General features: G+C 46.8%; 21 protein-coding genes, 1 riboswitch and 1 other annotated feature. Of the genes, 12 read left to right on the plus strand and 9 right to left on the minus strand.

Annotation, left to right across the window (positions count from 1 at the left end):
* Window positions 1-8: 8 nt before the first annotated feature.
* Both CXF70_RS15880 and yidD read right to left on the minus strand, forming a co-directional pair.
* On the minus strand, window positions 9-1,007 hold the full coding sequence (locus tag CXF70_RS15880) for a metal ABC transporter solute-binding protein, Zn/Mn family (protein WP_101803462.1): 999 nt from the start codon (window positions 1,005-1,007) through the stop codon (window positions 9-11).
* Window positions 1,008-1,095: 88 nt separating this feature from the next.
* Window positions 1,096-1,326, minus strand: coding sequence for a membrane protein insertion efficiency factor YidD (gene yidD / locus CXF70_RS15885; RefSeq protein ID WP_205854570.1), 231 nt, complete (start codon window positions 1,324-1,326; stop codon window positions 1,096-1,098).
* Between the two features lie 114 nt (window positions 1,327-1,440).
* Between yidD and CXF70_RS15890 the strand changes: the two genes are divergently transcribed.
* The 3 genes from CXF70_RS15890 (at window position 1,441) to CXF70_RS15900 (ending at window position 3,188) form a co-directional block, all read left to right on the plus strand.
* On the plus strand, window positions 1,441-1,887 hold the full coding sequence (locus CXF70_RS15890; protein WP_084246624.1) for a Dps family protein: 447 nt from the start codon (window positions 1,441-1,443) through the stop codon (window positions 1,885-1,887).
* Between the two features lie 70 nt (window positions 1,888-1,957).
* Entirely contained in the window at window positions 1,958-2,416 is a 459-nt protein-coding gene (gene ytkD, locus CXF70_RS15895) for an RNA deprotection pyrophosphohydrolase (RefSeq protein ID WP_101803464.1), read from the plus strand.
* Window positions 2,397-3,188, plus strand: coding sequence for an alpha/beta hydrolase family protein (locus CXF70_RS15900; protein WP_101803465.1), 792 nt, complete (start codon window positions 2,397-2,399; stop codon window positions 3,186-3,188). The genes ytkD and CXF70_RS15900 overlap by 20 nt, the downstream gene beginning before the upstream one ends.
* A gap of 39 nt (window positions 3,189-3,227) precedes the next feature.
* On the opposite strand, the gene pckA is transcribed toward CXF70_RS15900, so the two are convergent.
* Window positions 3,228-4,817 carry a phosphoenolpyruvate carboxykinase (ATP) gene (gene pckA / locus CXF70_RS15905; RefSeq protein ID WP_101803466.1) on the minus strand — a complete coding sequence of 530 codons (1,590 nt, stop codon included), beginning with the start codon at window positions 4,815-4,817 and terminating at the stop codon, window positions 3,228-3,230.
* A gap of 235 nt (window positions 4,818-5,052) precedes the next feature.
* Window positions 5,053-5,167, plus strand: a riboswitch (SAM riboswitch).
* Between the two features lie 203 nt (window positions 5,168-5,370).
* On the opposite strand from pckA, the gene metK reads away from it, so the two are divergent.
* Window positions 5,371-6,567: a methionine adenosyltransferase gene (gene metK / locus CXF70_RS15910; RefSeq protein ID WP_101803467.1), complete on the plus strand. Its 1,197-nt coding sequence runs from the start codon at window positions 5,371-5,373 to the stop codon at window positions 6,565-6,567.
* 45 nt (window positions 6,568-6,612) lie between these two features.
* Here metK and CXF70_RS15915 read toward each other — a convergent pair whose 3' ends face one another.
* Entirely contained in the window at window positions 6,613-7,125 is a 513-nt protein-coding gene (locus CXF70_RS15915) for a gamma carbonic anhydrase (protein WP_101803468.1), read from the minus strand.
* Between the two features lie 112 nt (window positions 7,126-7,237).
* Here CXF70_RS15915 and CXF70_RS15920 point away from each other — a divergent pair, with 112 nt between their 5' ends.
* On the plus strand, window positions 7,238-8,041 hold the full coding sequence (locus CXF70_RS15920; protein ID WP_101803469.1) for an alpha/beta fold hydrolase: 804 nt from the start codon (window positions 7,238-7,240) through the stop codon (window positions 8,039-8,041).
* 34 nt (window positions 8,042-8,075) lie between these two features.
* A complete protein-coding gene (locus tag CXF70_RS15925; protein WP_101803488.1) occupies window positions 8,076-9,104 on the plus strand; it encodes an LLM class flavin-dependent oxidoreductase in 1,029 nt (342 codons plus the stop codon).
* A 71-nt stretch (window positions 9,105-9,175) separates the two neighbouring features.
* Here the strand turns inward: CXF70_RS15925 and CXF70_RS15930 are convergent, their stop codons facing one another.
* From CXF70_RS15930 to mnmL, 3 genes are all read right to left on the minus strand, one after another.
* Entirely contained in the window at window positions 9,176-9,508 is a 333-nt protein-coding gene (locus CXF70_RS15930; protein ID WP_101803470.1) for a hypothetical protein, read from the minus strand.
* Window positions 9,509-9,670: 162 nt separating this feature from the next.
* On the minus strand, window positions 9,671-10,222 hold the full coding sequence (mnmM, locus tag CXF70_RS15935) for a tRNA 5-(aminomethyl)-2-thiouridylate-methyltransferase MnmM (protein ID WP_101803471.1): 552 nt from the start codon (window positions 10,220-10,222) through the stop codon (window positions 9,671-9,673).
* Window positions 10,219-11,172 carry a tRNA modification radical SAM protein MnmL/YtqA gene (gene mnmL, locus CXF70_RS15940; RefSeq protein ID WP_101803472.1) on the minus strand — a complete coding sequence of 318 codons (954 nt, stop codon included), beginning with the start codon at window positions 11,170-11,172 and terminating at the stop codon, window positions 10,219-10,221. The genes mnmM and mnmL overlap by 4 nt, the downstream gene beginning before the upstream one ends.
* A gap of 156 nt (window positions 11,173-11,328) precedes the next feature.
* Here mnmL and CXF70_RS15945 point away from each other — a divergent pair, with 156 nt between their 5' ends.
* The 4 genes from CXF70_RS15945 (at window position 11,329) to leuS (ending at window position 16,783) form a co-directional block, all read left to right on the plus strand.
* Window positions 11,329-12,531 (plus strand): MDR family MFS transporter, encoded by a 1,203-nt coding sequence (locus CXF70_RS15945; protein WP_101803473.1) that lies wholly within the window; start codon window positions 11,329-11,331, stop codon window positions 12,529-12,531.
* A 182-nt stretch (window positions 12,532-12,713) separates the two neighbouring features.
* A complete protein-coding gene (locus CXF70_RS15950; protein ID WP_101803474.1) occupies window positions 12,714-13,406 on the plus strand; it encodes a CoA transferase subunit A in 693 nt (230 codons plus the stop codon).
* Between the two features lie 17 nt (window positions 13,407-13,423).
* Complete coding sequence (locus tag CXF70_RS15955) at window positions 13,424-14,077, plus strand: 3-oxoacid CoA-transferase subunit B (RefSeq protein ID WP_101803475.1); 654 nt, start codon at window positions 13,424-13,426, stop codon at window positions 14,075-14,077.
* Between the two features lie 45 nt (window positions 14,078-14,122).
* Window positions 14,123-14,327: a binding site (T-box leader), on the plus strand.
* A 44-nt stretch (window positions 14,328-14,371) separates the two neighbouring features.
* A complete protein-coding gene (gene leuS / locus CXF70_RS15960; protein ID WP_101803476.1) occupies window positions 14,372-16,783 on the plus strand; it encodes a leucine--tRNA ligase in 2,412 nt (803 codons plus the stop codon).
* Window positions 16,784-17,048: 265 nt separating this feature from the next.
* Here leuS and CXF70_RS15965 read toward each other — a convergent pair whose 3' ends face one another.
* Window positions 17,049-18,314: a BaiN/RdsA family NAD(P)/FAD-dependent oxidoreductase gene (locus tag CXF70_RS15965; protein ID WP_101803477.1), complete on the minus strand. Its 1,266-nt coding sequence runs from the start codon at window positions 18,312-18,314 to the stop codon at window positions 17,049-17,051.
* A 188-nt stretch (window positions 18,315-18,502) separates the two neighbouring features.
* Here CXF70_RS15965 and CXF70_RS15970 point away from each other — a divergent pair, with 188 nt between their 5' ends.
* Both CXF70_RS15970 and CXF70_RS15975 read left to right on the plus strand, forming a co-directional pair.
* The gene (locus tag CXF70_RS15970) at window positions 18,503-20,107 is read left to right on the plus strand and encodes a putative polysaccharide biosynthesis protein (protein WP_101803478.1); all 1,605 of its coding nucleotides are present in this window, start codon (window positions 18,503-18,505) and stop codon (window positions 20,105-20,107) included.
* Window positions 20,108-20,116: 9 nt separating this feature from the next.
* Window positions 20,117-20,830 (plus strand): pseudouridine synthase, encoded by a 714-nt coding sequence (locus CXF70_RS15975; protein ID WP_101803479.1) that lies wholly within the window; start codon window positions 20,117-20,119, stop codon window positions 20,828-20,830.
* A 221-nt stretch (window positions 20,831-21,051) separates the two neighbouring features.
* On the opposite strand, the gene CXF70_RS15980 is transcribed toward CXF70_RS15975, so the two are convergent.
* On the minus strand, window positions 21,052-21,273 hold the full coding sequence (locus tag CXF70_RS15980) for a DeoR family transcriptional regulator (protein WP_084246586.1): 222 nt from the start codon (window positions 21,271-21,273) through the stop codon (window positions 21,052-21,054).
* Window positions 21,274-21,359: the final 86 nt, after the last annotated feature.

The following is a 21,359-nucleotide window of genomic DNA, read 5'->3' on the forward strand; positions in this document are numbered from 1 at the left end:
GTGTGTTCTTATTTAAGAATAGTTTCGAGGACTTCCAGATTTCTTTCCATCAAAGTGAAGTAGGTTTCTCCATTATCGATATCTTCCTGCGTCAACACGCCCAGATTATGCATTTGGACAGCTTCCGCGCCGACTTCTTTCTGGACAACTTCTGTCAGATTGGACGAGACGTTCTGTTCAAAGACGAAGTATTCGATGTTTTTCTCACGCGCCATGTCGACGATTTCCGTCAATTCCTTCTGTGACGGTTCGTCCTGGCTGTTTAGGCCAGCTACAGCAACCTGTTCAAAACCATATGGTTCCGCTAAATAAGTGAAAGCTGCATGGGATACGAAAAAAGTATCCTTTGATACGCGTTCCTGCAATTGGCTGAATGATTCGTCCAATTGTTCGAGCTCTTCGATCAGCTCGGCGTGATTCGTTTCATAAACTTCTGTGTTATCCGGATCTTCAGCAATCAGCGAGTCTTTGATGGATGTTGCCAGCTGCTGGCTGAGTTGCGGCGACATCCAGATATGTGGATCTGTCGAGCCGTGGTCGTGGCCTTCATGATCGGCTTCTTCAGATTGCTCATCAAGTTCTTCTTGTTCATCCTCATGGGATTCTTCACCGTCATGTTTGAGCGCAGCATCCAATTGTTCATCCGTTATTGAATCCGCAAGTGCCGCAAACTTGACATCCTCACCTTCAAGCGTACTTTTCGCGCTGTCAATAAAACCTTCAAGTCCAAGGCCGATGTAGAACATAAGATCTGCTTCCGCAATAGCGATCATATCCTGCTGGGTGGGTTCAAAAGTATGTTCATTGGCTCCAGCCGGGTAGACGGATTTGACTTCCACTTGGTCTCCACCGATCCGTTCAGTGAAATAAGTGATCGGATAGACAGTCGTGAACACTTGTATTTTCGAACCGTCTGCCGGTGTATCGGCATTGTCTGCACCGGAATCGCCGCAAGCGGCCAAGAGAAGTATAAATATTAATAGTATAAAGAGAAATGTTTTTTTCATATAGATCCTCCAAAATGTAACGATTACGTTTTAATTACATTGAGTATCTTACCGCAAACCAAATTTAAACACAAGAAAAACCTCCAACTTATTTCTTTGGAGGCCATTCTTCAGGTACGAAATCAACGCCGCCTTTATTGAAAGGATGGCAGCTGAGTATCCGCTTAATTGCCAAGTATCCGCCTTTCAAAGCTCCATGTTTTTCGACGGCTTCGATGCCGTAATGGGAGCATGTCGGATAGAACCGGCAGCTTGGTGGTGACAGGGGGGATATGAACCGCTGATAGAAGCGGAAAATTTTAATCAGTATCATTTTCATGCAGGTCGCCTTCTTCATTCCATATGTTTGGGAACTCTTCATGTTTATTGTAGGGGCTTTAAAGGTATTAATAAAGTATAAGAACTTATTATATCGAATGGAGAGTGGATTTGGATGTCTAACGAATTAAATCAGGAATTGAACGTACAGGTCGCGACGTGGTCGGTGGTTTATACGAAATTACATAATTTCCACTGGTATGTAAAAGGGCCGTCATTTTTCACGCTTCATGTGAAATTTGAGGAACTTTATAATGAAGCTACAGCTTATATGGATGAAATTGCAGAACGCTTGCTTGCACTTGGGGGCAAACCGGTCGCAACGATGAAAGAGCAGCTTGACTTGTCTGTGGTAACTGAAGCGAGCAGCAAGGAAAGTGCTGAAGAGATGGTTGAAACCATCGTAAGTGATTATGATAAGATCATGGCTTCACTGAAAAAAGGCATGGAATATGCAGCTGAAGACGGCGACGATATGACAGAAGATATGTTGAACGCCATTCACCAGAACCTTGAGAAGCATTCATGGATGCTTTCAGCATTCCTTGGCGAAAAGAAGTAGAATAAAATTACACAAGCGCACACGTTACGAATTGTGTGCGCTTTTTTTATTTGTTCAGGAGTGAGACAGGATGGAATATACGGATTTGAATGGCTTCACTTGCCGGTTATCGTTTGAAAAGGATGCTTTTCAAGTGGAAAGCCGACACGTACTGATTATTGCGAAATTCAAAGGAAAGTGGCTGTTGACTGAACACAAGGAACGGGGGCTGGAGTTTCCTGGTGGCAAAGCGGAAGCAGGAGAAAGTTTGGCCGAAGCCGCCAAAAGGGAAGTATACGAGGAAACAGGCGCCGTAATTGATGAGCTTGAATGGTTTGCGGAATACTTGGTCCATAGCGAGCCGCCATTTTCTAAGACGGTATTTACAGGAACTGTTGCAGCAGTAGATGAAATTGATCTGATGGAAACGAATGGAGCTGTTCTGGTTGATAGTTTGGACTTGGACAGCGACTTCAGCTTTCTGATGAAAGATGAAGGAATGAAACAAATTATGGAGCGGGTGAAACTGGATGGAAAATGGGATGATTAAATCTAAAAGGATATATCCTTCACCGAACCCCCATGTGAAGCTGACGGAAATCGTTTATTGGTCGGAAGGCTTGAAAGTCAAAGGACTGCTTGCCGAACCCAAAAAACCTGGAAATTACAGCGGATTGCTGTACTTGCGCGGAGGCATCCAGTCCATCGGCATGGTAAGGCCGGCAAGGGCTGCCCAATACGCGGCTCAGGGATTTGTTGTCTTTGCGCCTTATTACAGGGGCAACAGAGGGGGAGAAGGGCGTGATGAATTTGCAGGTGCCGACCGCTGGGATGCGGTCCATGCAGTGGATGTATTGAAACAGTTCTGCAATGGGCATGTGCATCTGCTGGCATTTTCAAGAGGCGGCATCATGGCGCTGTGGACAGCGGTGCTGCGGGATGATATTACATCACTTGTAACATGGGCAGGCGTTACTGATACTGTTTTAACCTACAAAGAGCGACCGGATATGCGCCGCATGATGAAACGTATTTACGGTGGGACGCCGAATACCGCATTGACGGCCTATGAAGAACGGAATCCGCTGATGCGGCTTGAAGAAGCGACAGCACCGATGCTGATCATTCACGGACTGCAAGATGAAAATGTCTTGCCGGCGCAGGCTTATCTTTTGGAAGAAGCCTTAAAGCTGAATGATCATCCCCATGAAACCTGGTATTTCCCGGAATACACGCATTTCTTTCCACCAGCTGCAAACCGGAAGACAGTTGCGGCGTTAGCGCATTGGATGAAGGAGAAAGAACAGGAATCTGCAAATTAAAAAGCACATCCGGCAGGCTGCCGGATGTGCTTTTGCTTATCAATTATTCAATGGTCCGCCTTGAGCGCTGATGTCAGCTGATACGGAACCGAATTTCTTGAAGTTATCCTGGAATTTCTGAGCAAGCTCCTGTGCTTTCGCATCGTAAGCTTCTTTGTCAGACCAAGCATCGCGAGGGTTAAGAACCTCAGTTGGCACGCCAGGGATTGCCTGTGGAATGCTGAGTCCGAAGACTGCTTCCTGTTCAGTCTGAACGTCGTTCAATTCGCCTTTGATCGCTGCGCGGACCATAGTACGTGTATAAGAAAGTTTCATGCGGTTGCCGACGCCGTATGCTCCGCCAGTCCAGCCCGTGTTTACAAGGAAAACTTCCACTTCATGTTCATCGATTTTATTGCCGAGCATTTCTGCGTAGACAGTTGCATGCAATGGCAGGAAAGGTGAACCGAAGCAAGTCGAGAACGTCGCTTCCGGAGAAGTGATGCCGCGTTCTGTGCCTGCCAGTTTTGATGTATATCCGCTAAGGAAATGATACATCGCCTGTTCTTTCGTCAGTTTGCTGATAGGAGGCAATACGCCGAATGCATCAGCAGTCAGGAAGACGATCGTTTTCGGATGTCCAGCCATTGAAGGGTGGATGCTGTTATCGATCGCATCAATCGGATAAGCTGCACGCGTGTTTTCAGTCAATGAACCATCATCGTAATCGGGAATGCGTGTTTCCGGATCAACGACAACATTTTCAAGGACAGATCCGAAACGGATTGCATCGAAAATCTGTGGTTCATTTTCACGTGAAAGGTTGATCGTTTTAGCGTAGCAGCCGCCTTCGATATTGAAAACGCCGTTATCAGACCAGCCGTGCTCGTCATCACCGATCAATTTGCGGTCCTGGTCAGCCGAAAGCGTCGTTTTCCCTGTTCCGGACAAGCCGAAGAACAAAGCAACGTCGCCTTCCTGTCCAACGTTAGCGGAGCAGTGCATCGGCAAAATGCCTTTTTCAGGAAGAATATAGTTCATGATTGAGAAAATGGATTTTTTCATTTCGCCGGCATATTCAGTTCCGCCGATCAAAATTACTTTCTTTTCCATGGAAACGATGATGAATGTTTCGGAATCAGTGCCATCGACAGCCGGATCAGCTTTGAAAGTCGGTGCATAAACGACAGTGAACTCTGCGTCATGGATTTTCATTTCATCTTCTGTCGGACGGATGAATAATTGGTGGGCAAATAGATTATGCCACGCATATTCGTTGATCGTCTGGATATGAAGGCGTGATTCCGGGTCTGCCCCTGCGAATCCTTTAAAGACGAAAAGTTCTTCTCTTTCTTTCAGGTGCTTCAGCACTTTTGCATATAGGTTCTCAAAAACCTCAGAAGAAATCGGACGGTTTACTGTACCCCAGTCAATTTTATCTTTCGAAATATCTTCTTCTACCATATACTTATCTTTAGGCGAGCGGCCAGTGTATTTACCCGTTTCGGCTTTGACTGCGCCTTCGCGCGTCAAAATTGCTTCTCCACGTGAAGTGGCTGCCTCCACCAATTGTGGAACCGACCATTGGACATTGACGTTGGGGCCGTTTAAAAGATCTTTCAAATCGCTTGCTAAGTTAACTGAGTTCATATATGTACCTTCCTTTTCGGTTATTCCCAAGGCATTGGGGAAGAGTTATATTCGAACAATAGTATAACACATTAACTCGATTAGTCTATACTAATAACCCGTAGGAATTGAAAATTAATCATTTGTGCATAATTAATACCCGAAATGGGATGTTTTCATGCATCTAATGCGAATAAAATATAAAAAACGTTGACATCATTTAACCAATTCCGTATGATGAAAAATTGAACGGATACTCTTATTCCGAGCTGGTGGAGGGGGCAGGCCCTATGAAACCCGGCAACCTGCTGCATAGATGCAGCGCTGGTGCCCAACCTGAAGCAAGGCTCACAGGCCTTGGATGATAAGAGTGAAAGGTGCTTATGATGATTTCTCCTTTCCTCATTGAATGATGAGTGAAGGGATTTTTTTATGAATCGCCCTTAATCCTCGTGTACAAAGGCCACAACGGCTTGAAGTTCAATCCAGAATGTTTGGAACGGACTTGACATGGGAAAACGAGTACCGTATCAATTTCGAGAGCAATCTCGCAGGATATAAGGAGGAACATTTTTTGACAAACCGTCGATTATTCACATCAGAATCAGTAACAGAAGGACATCCGGATAAGATCTGTGACCAAATCTCAGATGCCATCCTGGACGCGATCCTCGCAGAAGACCCTAATGCACGAGTAGCGTGCGAAACTACCGTTACTACAGGACTTGTTCTTGTAGCAGGGGAAATTACAACAAACACATACGTGGACATCCCGAAAGTGGTGCGCCAGACTGTTAAAGATATTGGTTATACACGCGCGAAATACGGCTTTGACTCTGAAACAAGTGCGGTATTGACTGCAATTGATGAGCAATCGCCGGATATCGCTGCAGGAGTGAACGTGGCTCTTGAATCCCGTGAAGGCCAAATGACGGATAAAGAATTGGATGATATCGGAGCAGGAGACCAAGGTTTGATGTTCGGTTACGCGAACAATGAAACCGAGGAATTGATGCCATTGCCGATTTCATTGGCACATAAATTGGCTCGCCGTTTAGCAGAAGTCCGCAAGGAAGAAATTCTTCCATATCTGCGTCCTGACGGCAAGACACAAGTTACGGTTGAATATGATGAAAACGATAAGCCGCTTCGCGTGGATACTATTGTTATCTCAACACAGCATCATCCTGAAGTAACGCTTGAGCAAATCCAGCGCAATATTAAAGAATATGTCATTGATGAAGTCGTTCCGGCTAATTTGCTGGATGATGAAACAAAATATTTCATCAACCCGACTGGCCGTTTTGTAATCGGTGGACCTCAAGGAGACGCGGGTCTTACTGGCCGTAAAATCATCGTTGATACTTACGGTGGTTATGCACGCCACGGCGGCGGTGCATTCTCCGGTAAGGACGCGACGAAAGTTGACCGTTCCGGTGCATATGCAGCGCGCTATGTAGCGAAAAACATTGTCGCTTCAGGATTGGCTGATAAATGTGAAGTGCAGCTTGCTTATGCAATCGGTGTTGCACATCCGGTTTCGATTTCAGTTGATACATTCGGCACAGGCAAAATCAGTGAAGACCAATTCATCGATCTTGTCCGCAATAATTTCGACTTGCGTCCGGCTGGCTTGATCAAGATGCTTGATCTTCGCCGTCCGATCTACAAGCAGACTGCAGCTTACGGCCATTTCGGCCGCACAGATGTGGATCTTCCTTGGGAGCGCACTGACAAAGCAGATGCCTTGAAAGAACAATCAGGAATTTAATGAAATCAAAAACCCGCACAAGCCTCATGGCTCGTGCGGGTTTTATTATTTCTGAAGCGATTTATAATAAACGGCTTTCTCGGCGTATTCACGAACAATGCGTTCCATGTCGGCGATGTCTTCTTCGTTGAGATCCCGGATGACTTTAGCGGGGCGCCCAAATGCCAGTTTGCCTGGCGGAATGACTTTTCCTTGCGGTACGAGGCTTCCGGCTCCGATAAATGCACCTTCGCCAATTTCAGCGCCGTCGAGGATAACAGATCCCATGCCGATCAATGCATTTTTGCGGACGGTGCAGCTATGGAGCGTCACCTGATGTCCCACTGTGACATTGTCTTCGAGAATCAATGGGTTATTGGGGCTCTGGTGCAGCATGCAGAGATCTTGGATATTCGTTTTATTGCCGATAACGGTTGGAGCTACATCTCCGCGGACGACAGTATTGAACCAGACGGATGATTCCGCGCCGATTTTTACATCGCCGGTGATGGTAGCGTAATCAGCAATAAAAGCTGATGGGTCTATTTGCGGGTGTTTGTCTTTGTATGGGTAAATCATGGTAAAACTCCTTTAATCAAGATAAGATATCTTTAATGGTAGCAAAACCTTTTCAAAGGTCAACTTTAAGATCTGATATTACTAGAAGATAGATTAAAGGGGGCGTTGGCAAATGTGGAAATGGCAGGCTGAAGGCCAGTCGAAGGCAGTGATTGTAATCATTCACAGTGCATATGAACATCATCTGCGCTACGCCTGGCAGATCAAGGAATGGAGAAGTTCAGGGTTTGAAGTGGTGATGGGTGATTTGCCCGGCCACGGAAAAAACGGGACGATTCAAAAAGCACACACTGAATCATTCGAAGCCTATGAAAAGGCGGTCAGTGAAATGCTGGATGTTGCAATTGAGCTTGAGATGCCGGTGTTCATTGTGGCACATGGTTTGGGAGCTGCGTTGGCCATCAATTATTTAAGCAAACATTCCCATGAAGTTGCCGGTGCTGTATTTACATCGCCATGGCTCCATTTGCTGAGAACACCATCCAAATTATCCAGCGCTTTATCCGGGGTACCGAAACTTACTTCACAGATTAAAATAAAACACGAAATTACAATTGAAGATCTTACCCGGAATCCTGAAGTGATCGAACTTGAAAAGGACGATGAATTATATAAACCGCTGATATCGATCGGCTGGTACCGCGAGTTGCAGGCGTATATGAAACAAGCTGTTAACGGGAAACAGACTTACCCTGATATCCCGACATTCGTGCAGACAGCCGAAAAAGATTTTATTGCTGATAAAGAATTTTCAAAAAACTGGTTGAAGCAGCAAAACCTGAAAGAATTCAGTTACAAGGAATGGAAGGGCGCCTACCATGATCTTTTTCAGGAGCCTGAACGCGAAGATATATTCATCACCTCTCATCTATTCATAAAAAATGTGTTGCGCTCGATCGGCTATTTAGTTAAATAAGGATGATAATCAGATCTGAAGGGAGTGGATGAATGTGGTTTTGCGTTATAGTATTCTCGATCAGTCTCCTGTGTCGGAAGGAAGCAACCCCGGTGAAGCCTTAAAGCAGACAGCCCAATTGGCGCAAGCTGCAGAAAAATGGGGCTACACCCGGTTCTGGGTATCAGAGCATCACGATGCAGCGACATTGGCAGGTTCATCTCCTGAAATCCTGATATCCCATTTGGGGGCAGTGACGGAAAAAATCCGGCTGGGGTCCGGAGGCGTGATGCTTCCGCATTATTCTTCTTTCAAGATTGCGGAGAATTTTAAATTGCTGGAAGCGCTATACCCGGGCCGTATCGATGCAGGCGTCGGCCGGGCACCGGGTGGAATGCCCAGAGCTTCATTGGCGTTGAATGAAGGAAGATCCCGGAATGTCGACCGTTTTCCGGACCAGATAGACGAATTGTCCATGTATCTGAACGATGCAATACCGGAAGACCATATGTACCACGGTATGAAAGCGACACCGCTGACTGAATCAGCGCCACCGATATGGATTCTTGGTTCGAGCATGACGTCGGCTTTATTGGCGGCAGAAAAAGGGTTGCCGTATATGTTCGCTCATTTTATCAACGGTGAAGGCGGCCAGGATTTCACACATACTTACAGAGAACGTTTCAGATCCGGCGCAGATAGCCGTCCATATGTCGGATTTGCGATTTTCGTCATTTGCCAGGAAACTGAAGAGGAAGCCGAAAGTGTCGCATCATCTTTGGACCTCGCGCTTTCAATGGGGGCGCAAGGTATGCCGTCAAAAGGAACGCCGCCACCCGAAAGGGCGCTTGCTTATGAATATACCAAGTTTGAGAAGCTGCTTGTTGAAGAGAATCGGCGCCGCATGATCGTCGGCACGCCTCGAATGGTAGGAGATCGATTGGAAGAGCTTGTGGAGGAATATCAGGCAGATGAAGTGATGCTGGTTTCCATGGCTTATGATTTCAATGATAAACTGAAGACGTTTGAGCTGGTGGCTGATGAAATGAAGAAAAGAAATTCACGCAGCAAAATAGAACAATAAAAAATACCGCTGGGATGCTTGTGCATCGGGCGGTATTTTTTATGCATCGGTTTATGGCTGTGCGCTGAAACCTAGAAGCCAATTCCCAGAAAGTATTCCCGGTAAGCAAAAAATGAAACTACCAGCATAACGGCGACATACATGATGGAACCGATCAGGACATAAGAGCGCTCAGAAACGGGGGTTTTGTGTTCCATCCGGATACCGGTCTGCCCTTGGATCGACATGTCCATCTGCCTTGAAGCCATGCCGCCTTTATTGGTGACAAAGTAGATGAGGATAAGGGCAATACCGCCGACGGGAATTGAAATATCGAGAAAGGACATATCCAGCAGCAGCGAAGCAACCCAGTTCAAGGCTCCGATAATTACTGCAGTCAATAAAATTATACTTATATTCTTCATTGTATTTTCCTCCTTTCGAAAAGTAGTTTGGCGTACGTTTTATTGTGAACTAATAAAATATACGGTTTCATCAGAAGGAAGTTTCATTTATTTCTGGAATTTTCTGTTTTTAATTTGAGCGCAGGAAAAGAGCGATTGTGTAGAAGACACAATCGCTCTTTGTCATTTCTTTTCTATCGCTACCAGGAACGGCGGGGAATGCTGCTGGTTGATAAACTGATATTTCATCACATCGAATTTAGTTTGTGGCAATTGTGATGCAAAGTCCATGACGGCATCGCGTTCTTCACTGCCGCCTTCATGTCCCGAATAGATGACGATGGCAACAAGGCCTTTCTTTTTCAAAAGATCCAGGCAGTGCGAGATAGCCAAAAGCGTTGTTTCCGCTTTTGTGATGATGCTGTGATCGCCTTTCGGCAAATAGCCAAGATTGAAAACCGCGGCAGCAATTTCTTCTGAGACATACTGATCGATATTGGCGTGGCTGTCGAGAACCGTTTCCACATTCCGGTGGTCTTTGACTCGCGCTTTCGTTGCTTCAATCGCGTCTTCCTGAATATCGAAAGCGTAAACTTTTCCGGCATCTCCGGCCAATTGCGCCAAAAACAATGTGTCATGTCCGTTTCCGGCAGTCGCGTCAATCACTTTGTCGCCTTCAGCAACAGCCTGTTCCAATAAAGATTTCGTGAATGGCAGTACGCGCATCAATGTCATGCTTCCACCATCCCTTTGTAGTGTTTCCCTTGCCAGCTCCCACGCTTTTCAAGCTCAGCGTCAATGCCATTCAGGACATCCCATTTATTGACGCTCCACATCGGGCCGATCATCAATTCGATAGGACCGTCACCTGTTATACGCTGGACAATCATTTCGGGTGGAATCACTTCAAGCTGATCGGCTACGAGTTTGATGTATTCATCTTTTTCCAGGAATTCGACCATGCCTTTCTCGTACTGTTTGACCATTGGCGTACCTTTTAATAGATGCAGCAGGTGGATCTTAATTCCCTGGACATCCAACTTAGCCACTTCACGGGCAGTCTCCATCATCATGTCACGGTCTTCGAGAGGCAAACCATTGATGATATGGGTGCAGACACGGATGCCGCGTCTGCGCAATTTTTCGACTCCTTCTATATATAAGGAAAAATCGTGTGCCCGGTTTATTAAGCGGGCGGTTTTATCATGGACTGTCTGCAGACCAAGTTCAATCCATAAATAAGTCCGTTCATTCAATTCGGCCAGATAATCGACCACGTCATCCGGCAGGCAGTCAGGGCGGGTGGCGATGCTGAGTCCGATGACATTCTCCTGTGCGAGCGCCGCTTCGAATTTTCCTTTGATGACCGGAAGCGGGGCATGGGTATTTGTGTATGCCTGAAAATAAGCGATGTATTTGCCGTCTTTCCATTTCTTATGCATTTTGGCTTTGATCTGTTCGAATTGGACCGGAATCGGATCGACGCGGTCGCCCGCAAAATCGCCGGACCCTGCCACTGAACAGAAAGTGCATCCGCCGAATGCGACAGTGCCGTCCCTATTGGGGCAGTCAAATCCCGCGTCAAGCGCAATTTTCATCACTTTATGGCCAAAATGGTCCCGCAGGTGGCGGTTCCATGTGTAATAGCGTTTGCCGTCTGAAGAAAAAGGCAGGTTCATTTCCATAAAAACAACTCCTCTTTTTTGTATTGTAGCATGGCCTCTTTTCGCCTCACAACGGCAGAAAAATCTGTTATTTCCGGTTCCGGAAAAATCTTCTTGTAGAGTGTGGGTAAAAGGAATACAATGACTCTTGGAAATGAGCTAAGAGGAGACAGAACGATGCCGAAACAAGTATGGCTTTTAATCATCGGAATGCTTGTCAATGTTACAGGGAATTCATTCCTGTGGCCGTTGACGACTATCTATATGCATGATCATCTGGGGAAATCCTTATCACTTGCCGGCCTTGTGCTGATGGCGAACGCGGGTGCCGCTGTTATCGGGAACCTGCTCGGTGGCATGCTGTTTGACCGCATCGGCGGCTACAAATCAATTATGGGCGGAATCATTGTCACGATTTTCGCTTTGACCGGATTGACCATCTGGCATGACTTTGTGCCATTCGTGGCGTTTTATACCATTATAGGCTTCAGCGGCGGAATCGTGTTTCCGAGCATGTATGCCATGGTCGGAACAGTCTGGCCTGAAGGTGGACGAAAAGCGTTCAATGCGATTTATTTGGCGCAGAACGTTGGCGTGGCGGTCGGACCGGCAATGGCTGGTGTGCTGGCTGCTTTAAGTTTCGATTATATATTCATGGCGAATCTCGGAATGTACATCTTATTTTTCTTTATCGCATTATTCGGCTTCAAATCGATGTCGATATCAGCCGTATCGCATACCAGTGTTTTCAATGAAGGCAAAAAAATCCGCAACCGTGCGCCATTCTATGCGCTGCTGATTGTATCTGCCGGTTATCTGCTTTGCTGGGTCGGCTACGTACAGTGGCAATCGACAATTTCCGCTTATACGCAGGAGATCGGCATCACATTGCCGCAATACAGTTTTCTGTGGACATTGAACGGTGCGCTGATCGTACTGGGACAGCCTCTGATCCGGCCGATCATCAAACGCATCGAAGATAATATCAAACAGCAATTGCTGATTGGCATCGTCATTATGATGGCATCTTACCTGGTCGTCGCTTTTGCAGAGGAATTCAGCATGTTCGTCATTGCCATGGCAATTTTGACCATCGGCGAGATGTTCGTCTGGCCGACTGTTCCAGCACTGGCCAATCAACTGGCGCCAAAGGGACGTGAAGGATTCTACCAGGGAATCGTCAATAGCGTCGCCACCGGCGGCCGCATGATCGGCCCTTTGATGGGTGGAGTCATGGTTGATCTTTACGGTATGTCAGCATTGTTTATCCTTGTAACCATACTTCTGGTCGCGGCGATCGGTACTTCGCTGGTCTATGATCTTCCGTTGAAGAAGAAACAGTTGGCAATGGAGCAGGAACAGGAAAAAGCGATCATTTGAATCAATTAAGAGAACTCTACGTACTATGGGGTTTTCTTTTTTTTTTGCCTTATTCCTATTTCAATGAACCGGACCGCTTTATAAGCTCTATGTTGCGTTTCAAAGGGGACTTTGTTTAAATTAATAATGAAAGCGTTTCAATAGTATGAAAACTATGTACATAAAGTTAAGGGGGCATAAAGATGAAACCTATTTACACTTCCGCAAAAGAAGCGGTCGAACAGATCCAGGACGGGGCCACCATTATGGTTGGAGGCTTTGGACTTGTAGGAATTCCCGAGCAATTGATATTGGCACTGGTGGATAAAGGTGTAACAGACCTTACTGTCATCTCGAACAATTGCGGCGTCGATGAATGGGGACTGGGACTGCTGCTGAAAAATAAACAGATTAAAAAGATGATCGGCTCTTATGTCGGAGAAAATAAAGAATTCGAACGTCAGGTGTTGTCAGGTGAAATTGAAGTCGAGCTGACGCCGCAAGGCACGCTGGCAGAAAAAATGCGTGCGGGTGGAGCAGGGATCCCTGCATTCTTCACTCCAGCAGGCGTCGGTACAACCGTTGCGGAAGGAAAGGAAATCCGTGAATTCGACGGCAAGGAGTATGTGCTTGAACATGCTCTAAGAGCGGATTTTGCGTTGGTGCGTGCAGCTAAAGCGGATAAGATGGGCAACTTGGTGTACAACAAGACTGCGCAGAATTTCAATCCACTTGCAGCTGCTGCGGGTAAAATCACCATTGCGGAAGTCGAGGAAATCGTCGAAACCGGAACGATTGACCCGAATCATGTCCAAACACCAAGCATCTACATACAAGGCTTACTGGAAGCGAAACAGGAAAAACGCATCGAGCGTTTAACGACAAGACAGGCTTAAGGGAGGAAATCGATCATATGGACAAGCAATTAGTGAGAGAACGCATAGCAAAGCGCGCAGAAAAAGAAATCAAAGACGGCGACTACGTCAATTTGGGCATCGGCATGCCGACCTTGGTGGCGAACTTCATTTCAGACAATAAGCAAGTTGTGCTTCAATCTGAAAACGGCCTTCTGGGAATCGGGCCATATCCGACGGAAGACCAAGTCGACCCCGACCTGATCAATGCCGGCAAAGAAACGGTGACGACCATTCCAGGGTCCGCTTTCTTCACAAGCGCTGAATCGTTTGCCATGATCCGCGGCGGACATATCGACGTGGCCATCCTGGGCGGTATGGAAGTTGCAGAGAACGGCGACCTTGCCAACTGGATGATTCCAGGCAAGATGATCAAAGGCATGGGCGGCGCGATGGATCTGGTCCACGGTGCCAAGAAAGTCATAGTCATCATGGACCACGTATCGAAAGACGGCTCCGCGAAAATCAAAAAGCAATGCGACCTTCCGTTGACAGGCAAAGGCGTCGTCAATAAAATCATCACAGAGCGTGCAGTCATCGAAGTGACTGAAAAGGGCCTTGTGCTGTCAGAAGTATTTGAAGGCTTCAGCGTGCAGGATATCGTGGACTCCACAGACGCGCCGTTGAACACGGAAAACGTCAAAGTATCCTGAGCTATTGCCAAAAATCGGCGGCTCAGCTAGAATAGGATGTAATAGCAAAAGACTTTGATGAGGATCAGTAGATCGTGTTTATTCCCCAGAGAGCCGGCGTTTGGTGCAAGCCGGTGGATAAAGCGGTTGAACTCGCCTTTGAGTCAGTGTATGTGAAATCAGTAGTATGCACCGTTCTCCGCGATAAGGAATCAAGTTGGGCGAGCAATCGCTAATTTGGGTGGTACCGCGGGTGATTCCCGTCCCTTATTTTTATAAGGGGCGGGAATTTTTTATTTTGAGGAGGAAAAGACAATGACATTCAAGCACAAAGTTATCGAAAAGAAATGGCAGAAACATTGGGATCAGAACAAGACATTTAAATTGGAGACGGATTTTGACAAGCCGAAATTCTACGCGCTTGATATGTTCCCATATCCATCAGGTGCCGGTCTGCATGTTGGTCACCCGGAAGGCTACACGGCAACAGACATTTTGAGCCGTATGAAACGCATGCAGGGCTATAATGTTTTGCATCCGATGGGCTGGGACGCATTCGGGCTTCCTGCTGAACAGTATGCTCTTGATACAGGCAACGATCCGGCTGAATTTACGGCGAAAAACATCGCGACATTCAAACGCCAAATTCAGGAACTTGGTTTTTCATATGACTGGGACCGTGAAGTCAATACAACGGATCCGAAATACTATAAATGGACGCAGTGGATTTTCATCCAGCTGTACAATAAAGGCTTAGCCTATGTCGACGAAGTGGCTGTTAACTGGTGTCCGGCACTTGGGACGGTTCTTGCCAACGAAGAAGTGGTTGATGGAGTATCCGAACGCGGAGGCCATCCGGTAGAGCGCCGTCCGATGCGCCAGTGGGTGCTGCGCATCACAGAATACGCAGACCGTTTACTTGAAGATTTGGATGAGCTTGATTGGCCGGAAAGCCTGAAAGATATGCAGCGTAATTGGATCGGTAAATCTGAAGGCGCTGAATTGGAATTCCAAATCGATGGCAATGGCCATTCTTTCCGCGCATTTACGACTCGACCGGATACTATTTTCGGCGCGACTTATGCCGTATTGGCGCCGGAACATAAATTGGTGGCGTCAATTACAACGCCGGAACAGAAAGAAGCAGTTGAAAAATATATTGATGACGTGAAGACGAAGAGCGATCTTGAGCGAACTGATTTGGCGAAATCCAAAACAGGTGTGTTTACAGGGGCTTATGCCATCAATCCTGCAAGCGGCGACAAGATGCCGATCTGGATTGCGGATTACGTATTGGCAACTTACGGAACAGGCGCAATCATGGCGGTTCCGGCCCACGACGAACGCGATTACGAATTTGCCAAACAGTTTGATCTGCCGATAGTGGAAGTCGTGTCAGGCGGAAACATCGAAGAAGAAGCTTATGCCGGCGACGGTGAATTGATCAACTCTGATTTTCTTAACGGATTGAATAAAACCGAAGCGATTGCGAAAGCGATCGACTGGCTGGTTGAAAAAGGTGTGGGCGAGAAGAAAATCACTTACCGTCTTCGCGACTGGCTGTTCAGCCGCCAGCGTTATTGGGGAGAGCCGATTCCGATTATCCACTGGGAAGACGGCACGATGACACCGGTTGATGAAAAAGATCTTCCATTGATGCTGCCGGTGACGACAGACATCAAACCGAGCGGCACAGGAGAGTCACCTCTTGCCAATATCGAGGAATGGGTCAACGTAGTGCATCCAGAAACCGGAATGAAAGGCCGCCGCGAAACAAATACAATGCCGCAATGGGCAGGCAGCTGCTGGTATTACCTGCGTTATATCGATCCGGACAATGCTGAAGCGATTGCTGATCCGGAATTATTGAAACACTGGCTGCCGGTTGACGTTTACATCGGCGGTGCCGAGCACGCGGTACTTCATTTATTGTATGCGCGCTTCTGGCATAAAGTTTTGTATGATATCGGAGTTGTGCCGACGAAAGAGCCATTCCAGAAACTGTATAACCAGGGTATGATTTTAGGTGAAGGCAATGAAAAAATGTCGAAATCCAAAGGCAATGTCGTCAATCCGGACCAGATTATCGAAAGCCACGGAGCGGATACGCTGCGCCTTTACGAAATGTTCATGGGGCCGCTTGACGCATCGATCGCCTGGTCGACCAACGGACTTGAAGGGGCACGCCGCTTCCTTGACCGTGTATGGCGCTTATTCATCGAAGAGGATGGATTGAGCGCGAAAATTGTTGATGCGAACGACGGCAAATTGGAAAAAGTTTATCACCAGACAGTCAAAAAGGTGACGGAGGATTTCGAAGGGCTTCGTTTCAATACAGCCATTTCGCAAATGATGGTCTTCATCAATGAAGGCTATAAAGCGGATGCGATTCCGAAGGAATATGTCGAAGGATTTGTGAAGATGCTGTCTCCGATAGCGCCACACGTAGCGGAAGAGCTGTGGGAAAAATTGGGCAACACAGAAACTGTCACGTACGCACATTGGCCGACTTTCGATGAGTCGAAAATGGTCGATGATGAAGTTGAAGTCGTTGTCCAGGTGAACGGCAAAGTGAGAACGAAAATTGTGGTGGCGAAAGACAGCACGAAAGAGGAATTGGAAGCAGCAGCGCTTGCGGATGAAAGTATCCAAAAAGCGGCTGAAGGCAAACAGATCCGTAAAGTGATCGCGATTCCAGGGAAATTGGTGAATGTGGTTATCGCGTAAATCTTTGGACCGGAGTTTCAGCTTGAGGGCTGAAACTCTGGTTTTTTATTGGGTGAATTTGGAAGATTAGGAGCTGGATTGTTACCGGACAGTAATGTGTCGCTTCCGGACAGTATTTTTTATATGCAGACAGTATTTGATCCGTTCCGGACAGTATTTTAATTCTGCGGACAGTAAATCCTTAATTTGGAAATAAAAGCTTTGATTCGCCGTCAAATCAGCCATAAAAAAACCCTTCGCATGAGCTTGCGAAGGGTTTTCTAATTTATATCTGTTTTGCGAATTCTGCTGCGCTTCGTCCTGCCACATTTCCGGTCACCAGCGCGGATGTGATGTTATAGCCGCCGGTATAGCCGTGGATGTCGAGAATCTCTCCGCAGAAATAAAGGCCGGGCTTTTTGCGTGAAGCCATCGTTTTCGGTTCGATTTCCTTGATGGAAACGCCGCCGCCAGTCACGAATGCTTTTTCGATTGGCTGTGTGCCGTTGACTTCCATCGTGAATGCGGTGAGCTGGACTGCAAGCGCCCGTACTTTGTCGCTGGCAAGTTCTGCACCGGTAAGACCCGGATCGATTCCCGCCCGTTGCAGGAGGAAAAGGAGCCAGCGTTCTTGCGCCAAGCTTTTCCACACATTTTTCACGGATTTCTTCGGTTCATCCTTCATCATTTTGAACAGCAGCTGAAATGCAGATTCCGCATTTTCGTCCGGCATGGAGTTAATGCGCATTTCAACCGGAGCGCCGCCGGTTTTCTTCATTTCCTTGACGACATACTGGCTGCATCTGAGAACAGCAGGGCCGCTTAAACCGAAATGGGTGAACAGCATGTCCATCTGGTGAGTCACCAGGACTTTCCCTTTTTTATTCAGCACAGAAACAGCGACGTCCCGAAGGGCTAGACCCTGCAAATCACGACCCACGATAAAAGGTTCCTTAGACAGCAGCGGCACTTCAGTCGGATAGAGGTCGGTGACAGTGTGGCCCGCTTTTTCAGCCCACGGATAGCCGTCACCTGTCGAACCGGTTTGGGGAACAGCCTTGCCGCCTACAGCGACGACTATGGCTTTGGCCGTATATTCGTCGCCCGAATGCAGCCGGACGCCCGTCACTTTATCATGGTCCATCAATAATTTCTTGACTGGGGAATCCAGCAGCACTGTAACGCCGAGGCGGTCCATTTCACGGAACATGGCATCGGCGACATCCTGCGCCCGGTTCGAGACAGGGAACATGCGGCCGTGATCTTCTTCTTTCAATGCCACGCCGAGCCCTTCAAAAAAGGAGATGATGTCTTCATTATTGAACACGGAAAACGGACTGTGGAGAAATCTTCCGTTCCCGGGAATATTTTTTACAATTTCGTCAAGAGGCAGCCGGTTGGTGACATTGCAGCGGCCACCCCCTGATATGATCAGCTTTTTCCCAAGCTTTTTTCCTTTTTCTATCAATAGGACTTTTTGGTTTCGTGAAGCCGCGGCGATGGAAGCCATCAAACCTGAGGGACCCCCGCCGATGATTATAACGTCATACATATAAGAAGAACTCGCTTTCGTTTTTAGTGTACAGATATTTGCGCCTAGCCTGGGTCTTACAAAGTTGAACAGGTGCATCTGTTTTTCTTTATTATAACATGCTTCAAAATCCGTTGAGTATTTCCATTTATAAGTGTAAACTATCGTGTAGATTGTTTTTTTATCAAGAATTAGTCAGGATGTGCAAAATGTCAACTTTAATCAAAGGAACCGCTATTTTGACTGTGGGTTTATTTTTATCCAAAGTGCTTGGCGTCATCTATATCATTCCATTTTATGGCTTGGTCGGGGAAGATAATATCGGACTCTACCAATACGCCTATATACCCTATAATTTGATGCTGGCGGTTGCCATATCGGGAGCGCCGCTCGCTTTCTCGAAGTTTGTAGCGAAATACAACAGTCTTGGTGATTATGAGACCGGCAGAAGATTGCTGCGTTCGGGTATTTTAACAATGATGGTCACTGGTTTTCTTGGATTCCTGTTAATGTATGCTCTGGCGGAACCGCTTGCCCGGATGACAATTTCAGAAAAAGAGGAAATCTATTCTCTGGAAGATGTGGCATCTGCCATCAAATGGGTCAGTTTCGCCTTGATTGTCGTACCGTTCATGAGTTTATGGAGAGGTTTTTTCCAGGGCTATAATTATATGATGCCTACCGCAGTTTCACAATTGATTGAACAGCTTGTACGCATCATTTTCCTGCTCGGTAGTGCTTATATTATTATCGAAGTAATTGGCGGATCACCGAAAACAGCCATCCAGTTCGCCGTGTTATCAGCGGCAGTCGGAGCGGTTGGCGGAGTGTTGGTTTTGTTCTATTATTGGAAAAAGAAAAAGCCTGAATATAATGAGCTGCGCCAGAACTCTATTCAATCATATGACGTAGGGCTGCGGGATATGTACCGGGAAATTCTTTCATATGCCCTGCCAATCGTGTTTTTAGGAGTGGCGAATCCGTTATTCCAGTTCGTCGACCTTTTGACCTTTAACCGTGCAATGGATGCAGCGGGCAATATACCGGAAACAGACTTGTTGGGAATTCTAAACCTGACAGCGCATAAACTGGTTCTGATTCCGGTAATGCTGGCTACCGGATTTTCAATGGCTCTGATACCGTTGATCACCAAATACTTTACGTTGAACGAACATAAATCGTTAACAAGAACACTGGATCAATCATTCCAGATGATCATCTTTCTGACGTTGCCGGCAGTTGTCGGTATGACGTTATTGTCAGATGAGCTTTATCATATCTTTTACGAACAAAGTAAAATCGGGTCGGAAATTCTTTCGCATTATTTGCCGGCAGCGATTCTGTTTGCTTTATTCCCGGTAACCGCATCAATACTGCAAGGGATCAATCAGCAGAAATGGATTGTGTTGAATCTAATGATAGGTTTGTTGCTTAAATTGTCCTTGAATATACCGCTGATAAAACTATTTGAAACGGACGGTGCAATTGCGGCCACAATCATTGGTTACTCAGTAGCCATCGCCATGAATATTGGCGTCATCATGGTGACGATGAATTACCGGTCTTCCATGGTTGTGCGCCGGATCATGCTGATCCTGTTGATCAATGCTGTGATGGCAGCTGTTGTTTTATTGACATTGGCGGGACTCGATCTCTTCATCGATATGGATACGAAAATTCAGTCGATTATCCGGATCCTGATTGTCGGTGGGATAGGCGGAGCGGTTTACGGCTTCATCTCGTTGCGCACGGGCATTGCGCAGAAAATTTTCGGCGAACGGCTGACGAAGTACACACGTAAATTCGGTTTATAGGAGGCACCAATGCGAATAGATAAATTTTTATCGAATATGGGCTTTGGTTCCCGGAAAGATGTTAAGGTTCTTTTGAAATCGAAAGCGGTGGAAGTGAACGGTGAAGTCGTGCGGGATGCGAAACAGCATGTCGATGAAACAGCGGATAACATAACGGTTGCTGGGGAACAGGTGGAATATGTGGAATTCATCTACCTGATGATGAATAAACCTCCTGGTGTCATATCGGCTACAGAAGATAAATACGACGAAACTGTCATCGATCTGCTCGGTGAAGGGGAACGCCATTTCGAACCGTTTCCGGTCGGTCGACTCGATAAGGACACAGAAGGGCTGCTGCTGATAACGAATGACGGTAAATTGGCGCATGAATTGCTGTCGCCGAAAAAGCATGTGGCGAAGACGTATTATGCGCGGATTGATGGCGTCGTTACGGAAGAAGACGGAGAGGCTTTCCGGAGTGGCGTGATTTTGGATGATGGCTATCAGACAAAAGAGGCGTTCCTGAAAATCCTGGAGAGCGGCGAGGAGTCGGAGATCGAACTGACGATTACGGAAGGGAAGTTCCATCAGGTGAAGCGGATGTTTGAAAGTGTCGGCAAAACGGTGGTTTACCTGAAACGCCTTTCGATGGGCTCGCTGGAATTGGATCCGGATCTCGAACTCGGCGAATACCGCTATTTGACGGAAGAAGAGCTGATTGGATTGAAAGAGAAAAAATGACCGCCAAAGTTGGCGGTCATTTTTTGATTGAAATCTTATTTTAAATATTGGACAGTCGAAAGCACCCTTATTTAATGGGCGCTTTCGCTTTTCTTTGTCTAGACTCCGGTGGCCCAGCTCTTCGGGTCATAAGCCACTTTGGCTGTGCGGCTGAAGAAACGCCGCTTCGCCAAATCGTCTTATGCCTTTCAGAGCTTAACGGGCACCGTCGCTTTTCTTTTCTAAGATGTCATCTTCACTTTTTTTTGCGTCGTTGTCCATTTGCCCCGACTTGGACTTGTCACCAAATCGTTAAAGGCTAACACATTCAAATCCCTTTGAATGGTGCGAGGAGTGATGCCGAATTCATCGACTAAATCTTGCGTAGTTACAGTCCCATTTTCGAGGATGTACTTATACATATCTTTAATTCGAATTAGCATGCGATCCGTAGTAGGTTTCATAAAAGAGAACCACTCCTTCATCTTTTTTCCCGTTGGCAAAGACTAGCGGACGAGTTGCCGGGGTATACCCGGCTGGTTTAGGGCAA

This window comes from Planomicrobium sp. MB-3u-38, assembly GCF_002836425.1.
GTDB lineage: Bacteria > Bacillota > Bacilli > Bacillales_A > Planococcaceae > Planococcus > Planococcus okeanokoites.

Bases quoted from the DNA above. Each gene is read 5' to 3' on its own strand.
- CXF70_RS15880 (WP_101803462.1), bottom strand. From the start codon at position 1,007: ATGAAAAAAACATTTCTCTTTATACTATTAATATTTATACTTCTCTTG.
- yidD (WP_205854570.1), bottom strand. From the start codon at position 1,326: ATGAAAATGATACTGATTAAAATTTTCCGCTTCTATCAGCGGTTCATA.
- CXF70_RS15890 (WP_084246624.1), top strand. From the start codon at position 1,441: ATGTCTAACGAATTAAATCAGGAATTGAACGTACAGGTCGCGACGTGG.
- ytkD (WP_101803464.1), top strand. From the start codon at position 1,958: ATGGAATATACGGATTTGAATGGCTTCACTTGCCGGTTATCGTTTGAA.
- CXF70_RS15900 (WP_101803465.1), top strand. From the start codon at position 2,397: ATGGAAAATGGGATGATTAAATCTAAAAGGATATATCCTTCACCGAAC.
- pckA (WP_101803466.1), bottom strand. From the start codon at position 4,817: ATGAACTCAGTTAACTTAGCAAGCGATTTGAAAGATCTTTTAAACGGC.
- CXF70_RS15915 (WP_101803468.1), bottom strand. From the start codon at position 7,125: ATGATTTACCCATACAAAGACAAACACCCGCAAATAGACCCATCAGCT.
- CXF70_RS15920 (WP_101803469.1), top strand. From the start codon at position 7,238: ATGTGGAAATGGCAGGCTGAAGGCCAGTCGAAGGCAGTGATTGTAATC.
- CXF70_RS15930 (WP_101803470.1), bottom strand. From the start codon at position 9,508: ATGAAGAATATAAGTATAATTTTATTGACTGCAGTAATTATCGGAGCC.
- mnmM (WP_101803471.1), bottom strand. From the start codon at position 10,222: ATGACATTGATGCGCGTACTGCCATTCACGAAATCTTTATTGGAACAG.
- mnmL (WP_101803472.1), bottom strand. From the start codon at position 11,172: ATGGAAATGAACCTGCCTTTTTCTTCAGACGGCAAACGCTATTACACA.
- CXF70_RS15945 (WP_101803473.1), top strand. From the start codon at position 11,329: ATGCCGAAACAAGTATGGCTTTTAATCATCGGAATGCTTGTCAATGTT.
- CXF70_RS15950 (WP_101803474.1), top strand. From the start codon at position 12,714: ATGAAACCTATTTACACTTCCGCAAAAGAAGCGGTCGAACAGATCCAG.
- CXF70_RS15955 (WP_101803475.1), top strand. From the start codon at position 13,424: ATGGACAAGCAATTAGTGAGAGAACGCATAGCAAAGCGCGCAGAAAAA.
- leuS (WP_101803476.1), top strand. From the start codon at position 14,372: ATGACATTCAAGCACAAAGTTATCGAAAAGAAATGGCAGAAACATTGG.
- CXF70_RS15965 (WP_101803477.1), bottom strand. From the start codon at position 18,314: ATGTATGACGTTATAATCATCGGCGGGGGTCCCTCAGGTTTGATGGCT.
- CXF70_RS15970 (WP_101803478.1), top strand. From the start codon at position 18,503: ATGTCAACTTTAATCAAAGGAACCGCTATTTTGACTGTGGGTTTATTT.
- CXF70_RS15975 (WP_101803479.1), top strand. From the start codon at position 20,117: ATGCGAATAGATAAATTTTTATCGAATATGGGCTTTGGTTCCCGGAAA.
- CXF70_RS15980 (WP_084246586.1), bottom strand. From the start codon at position 21,273: ATGAAACCTACTACGGATCGCATGCTAATTCGAATTAAAGATATGTAT.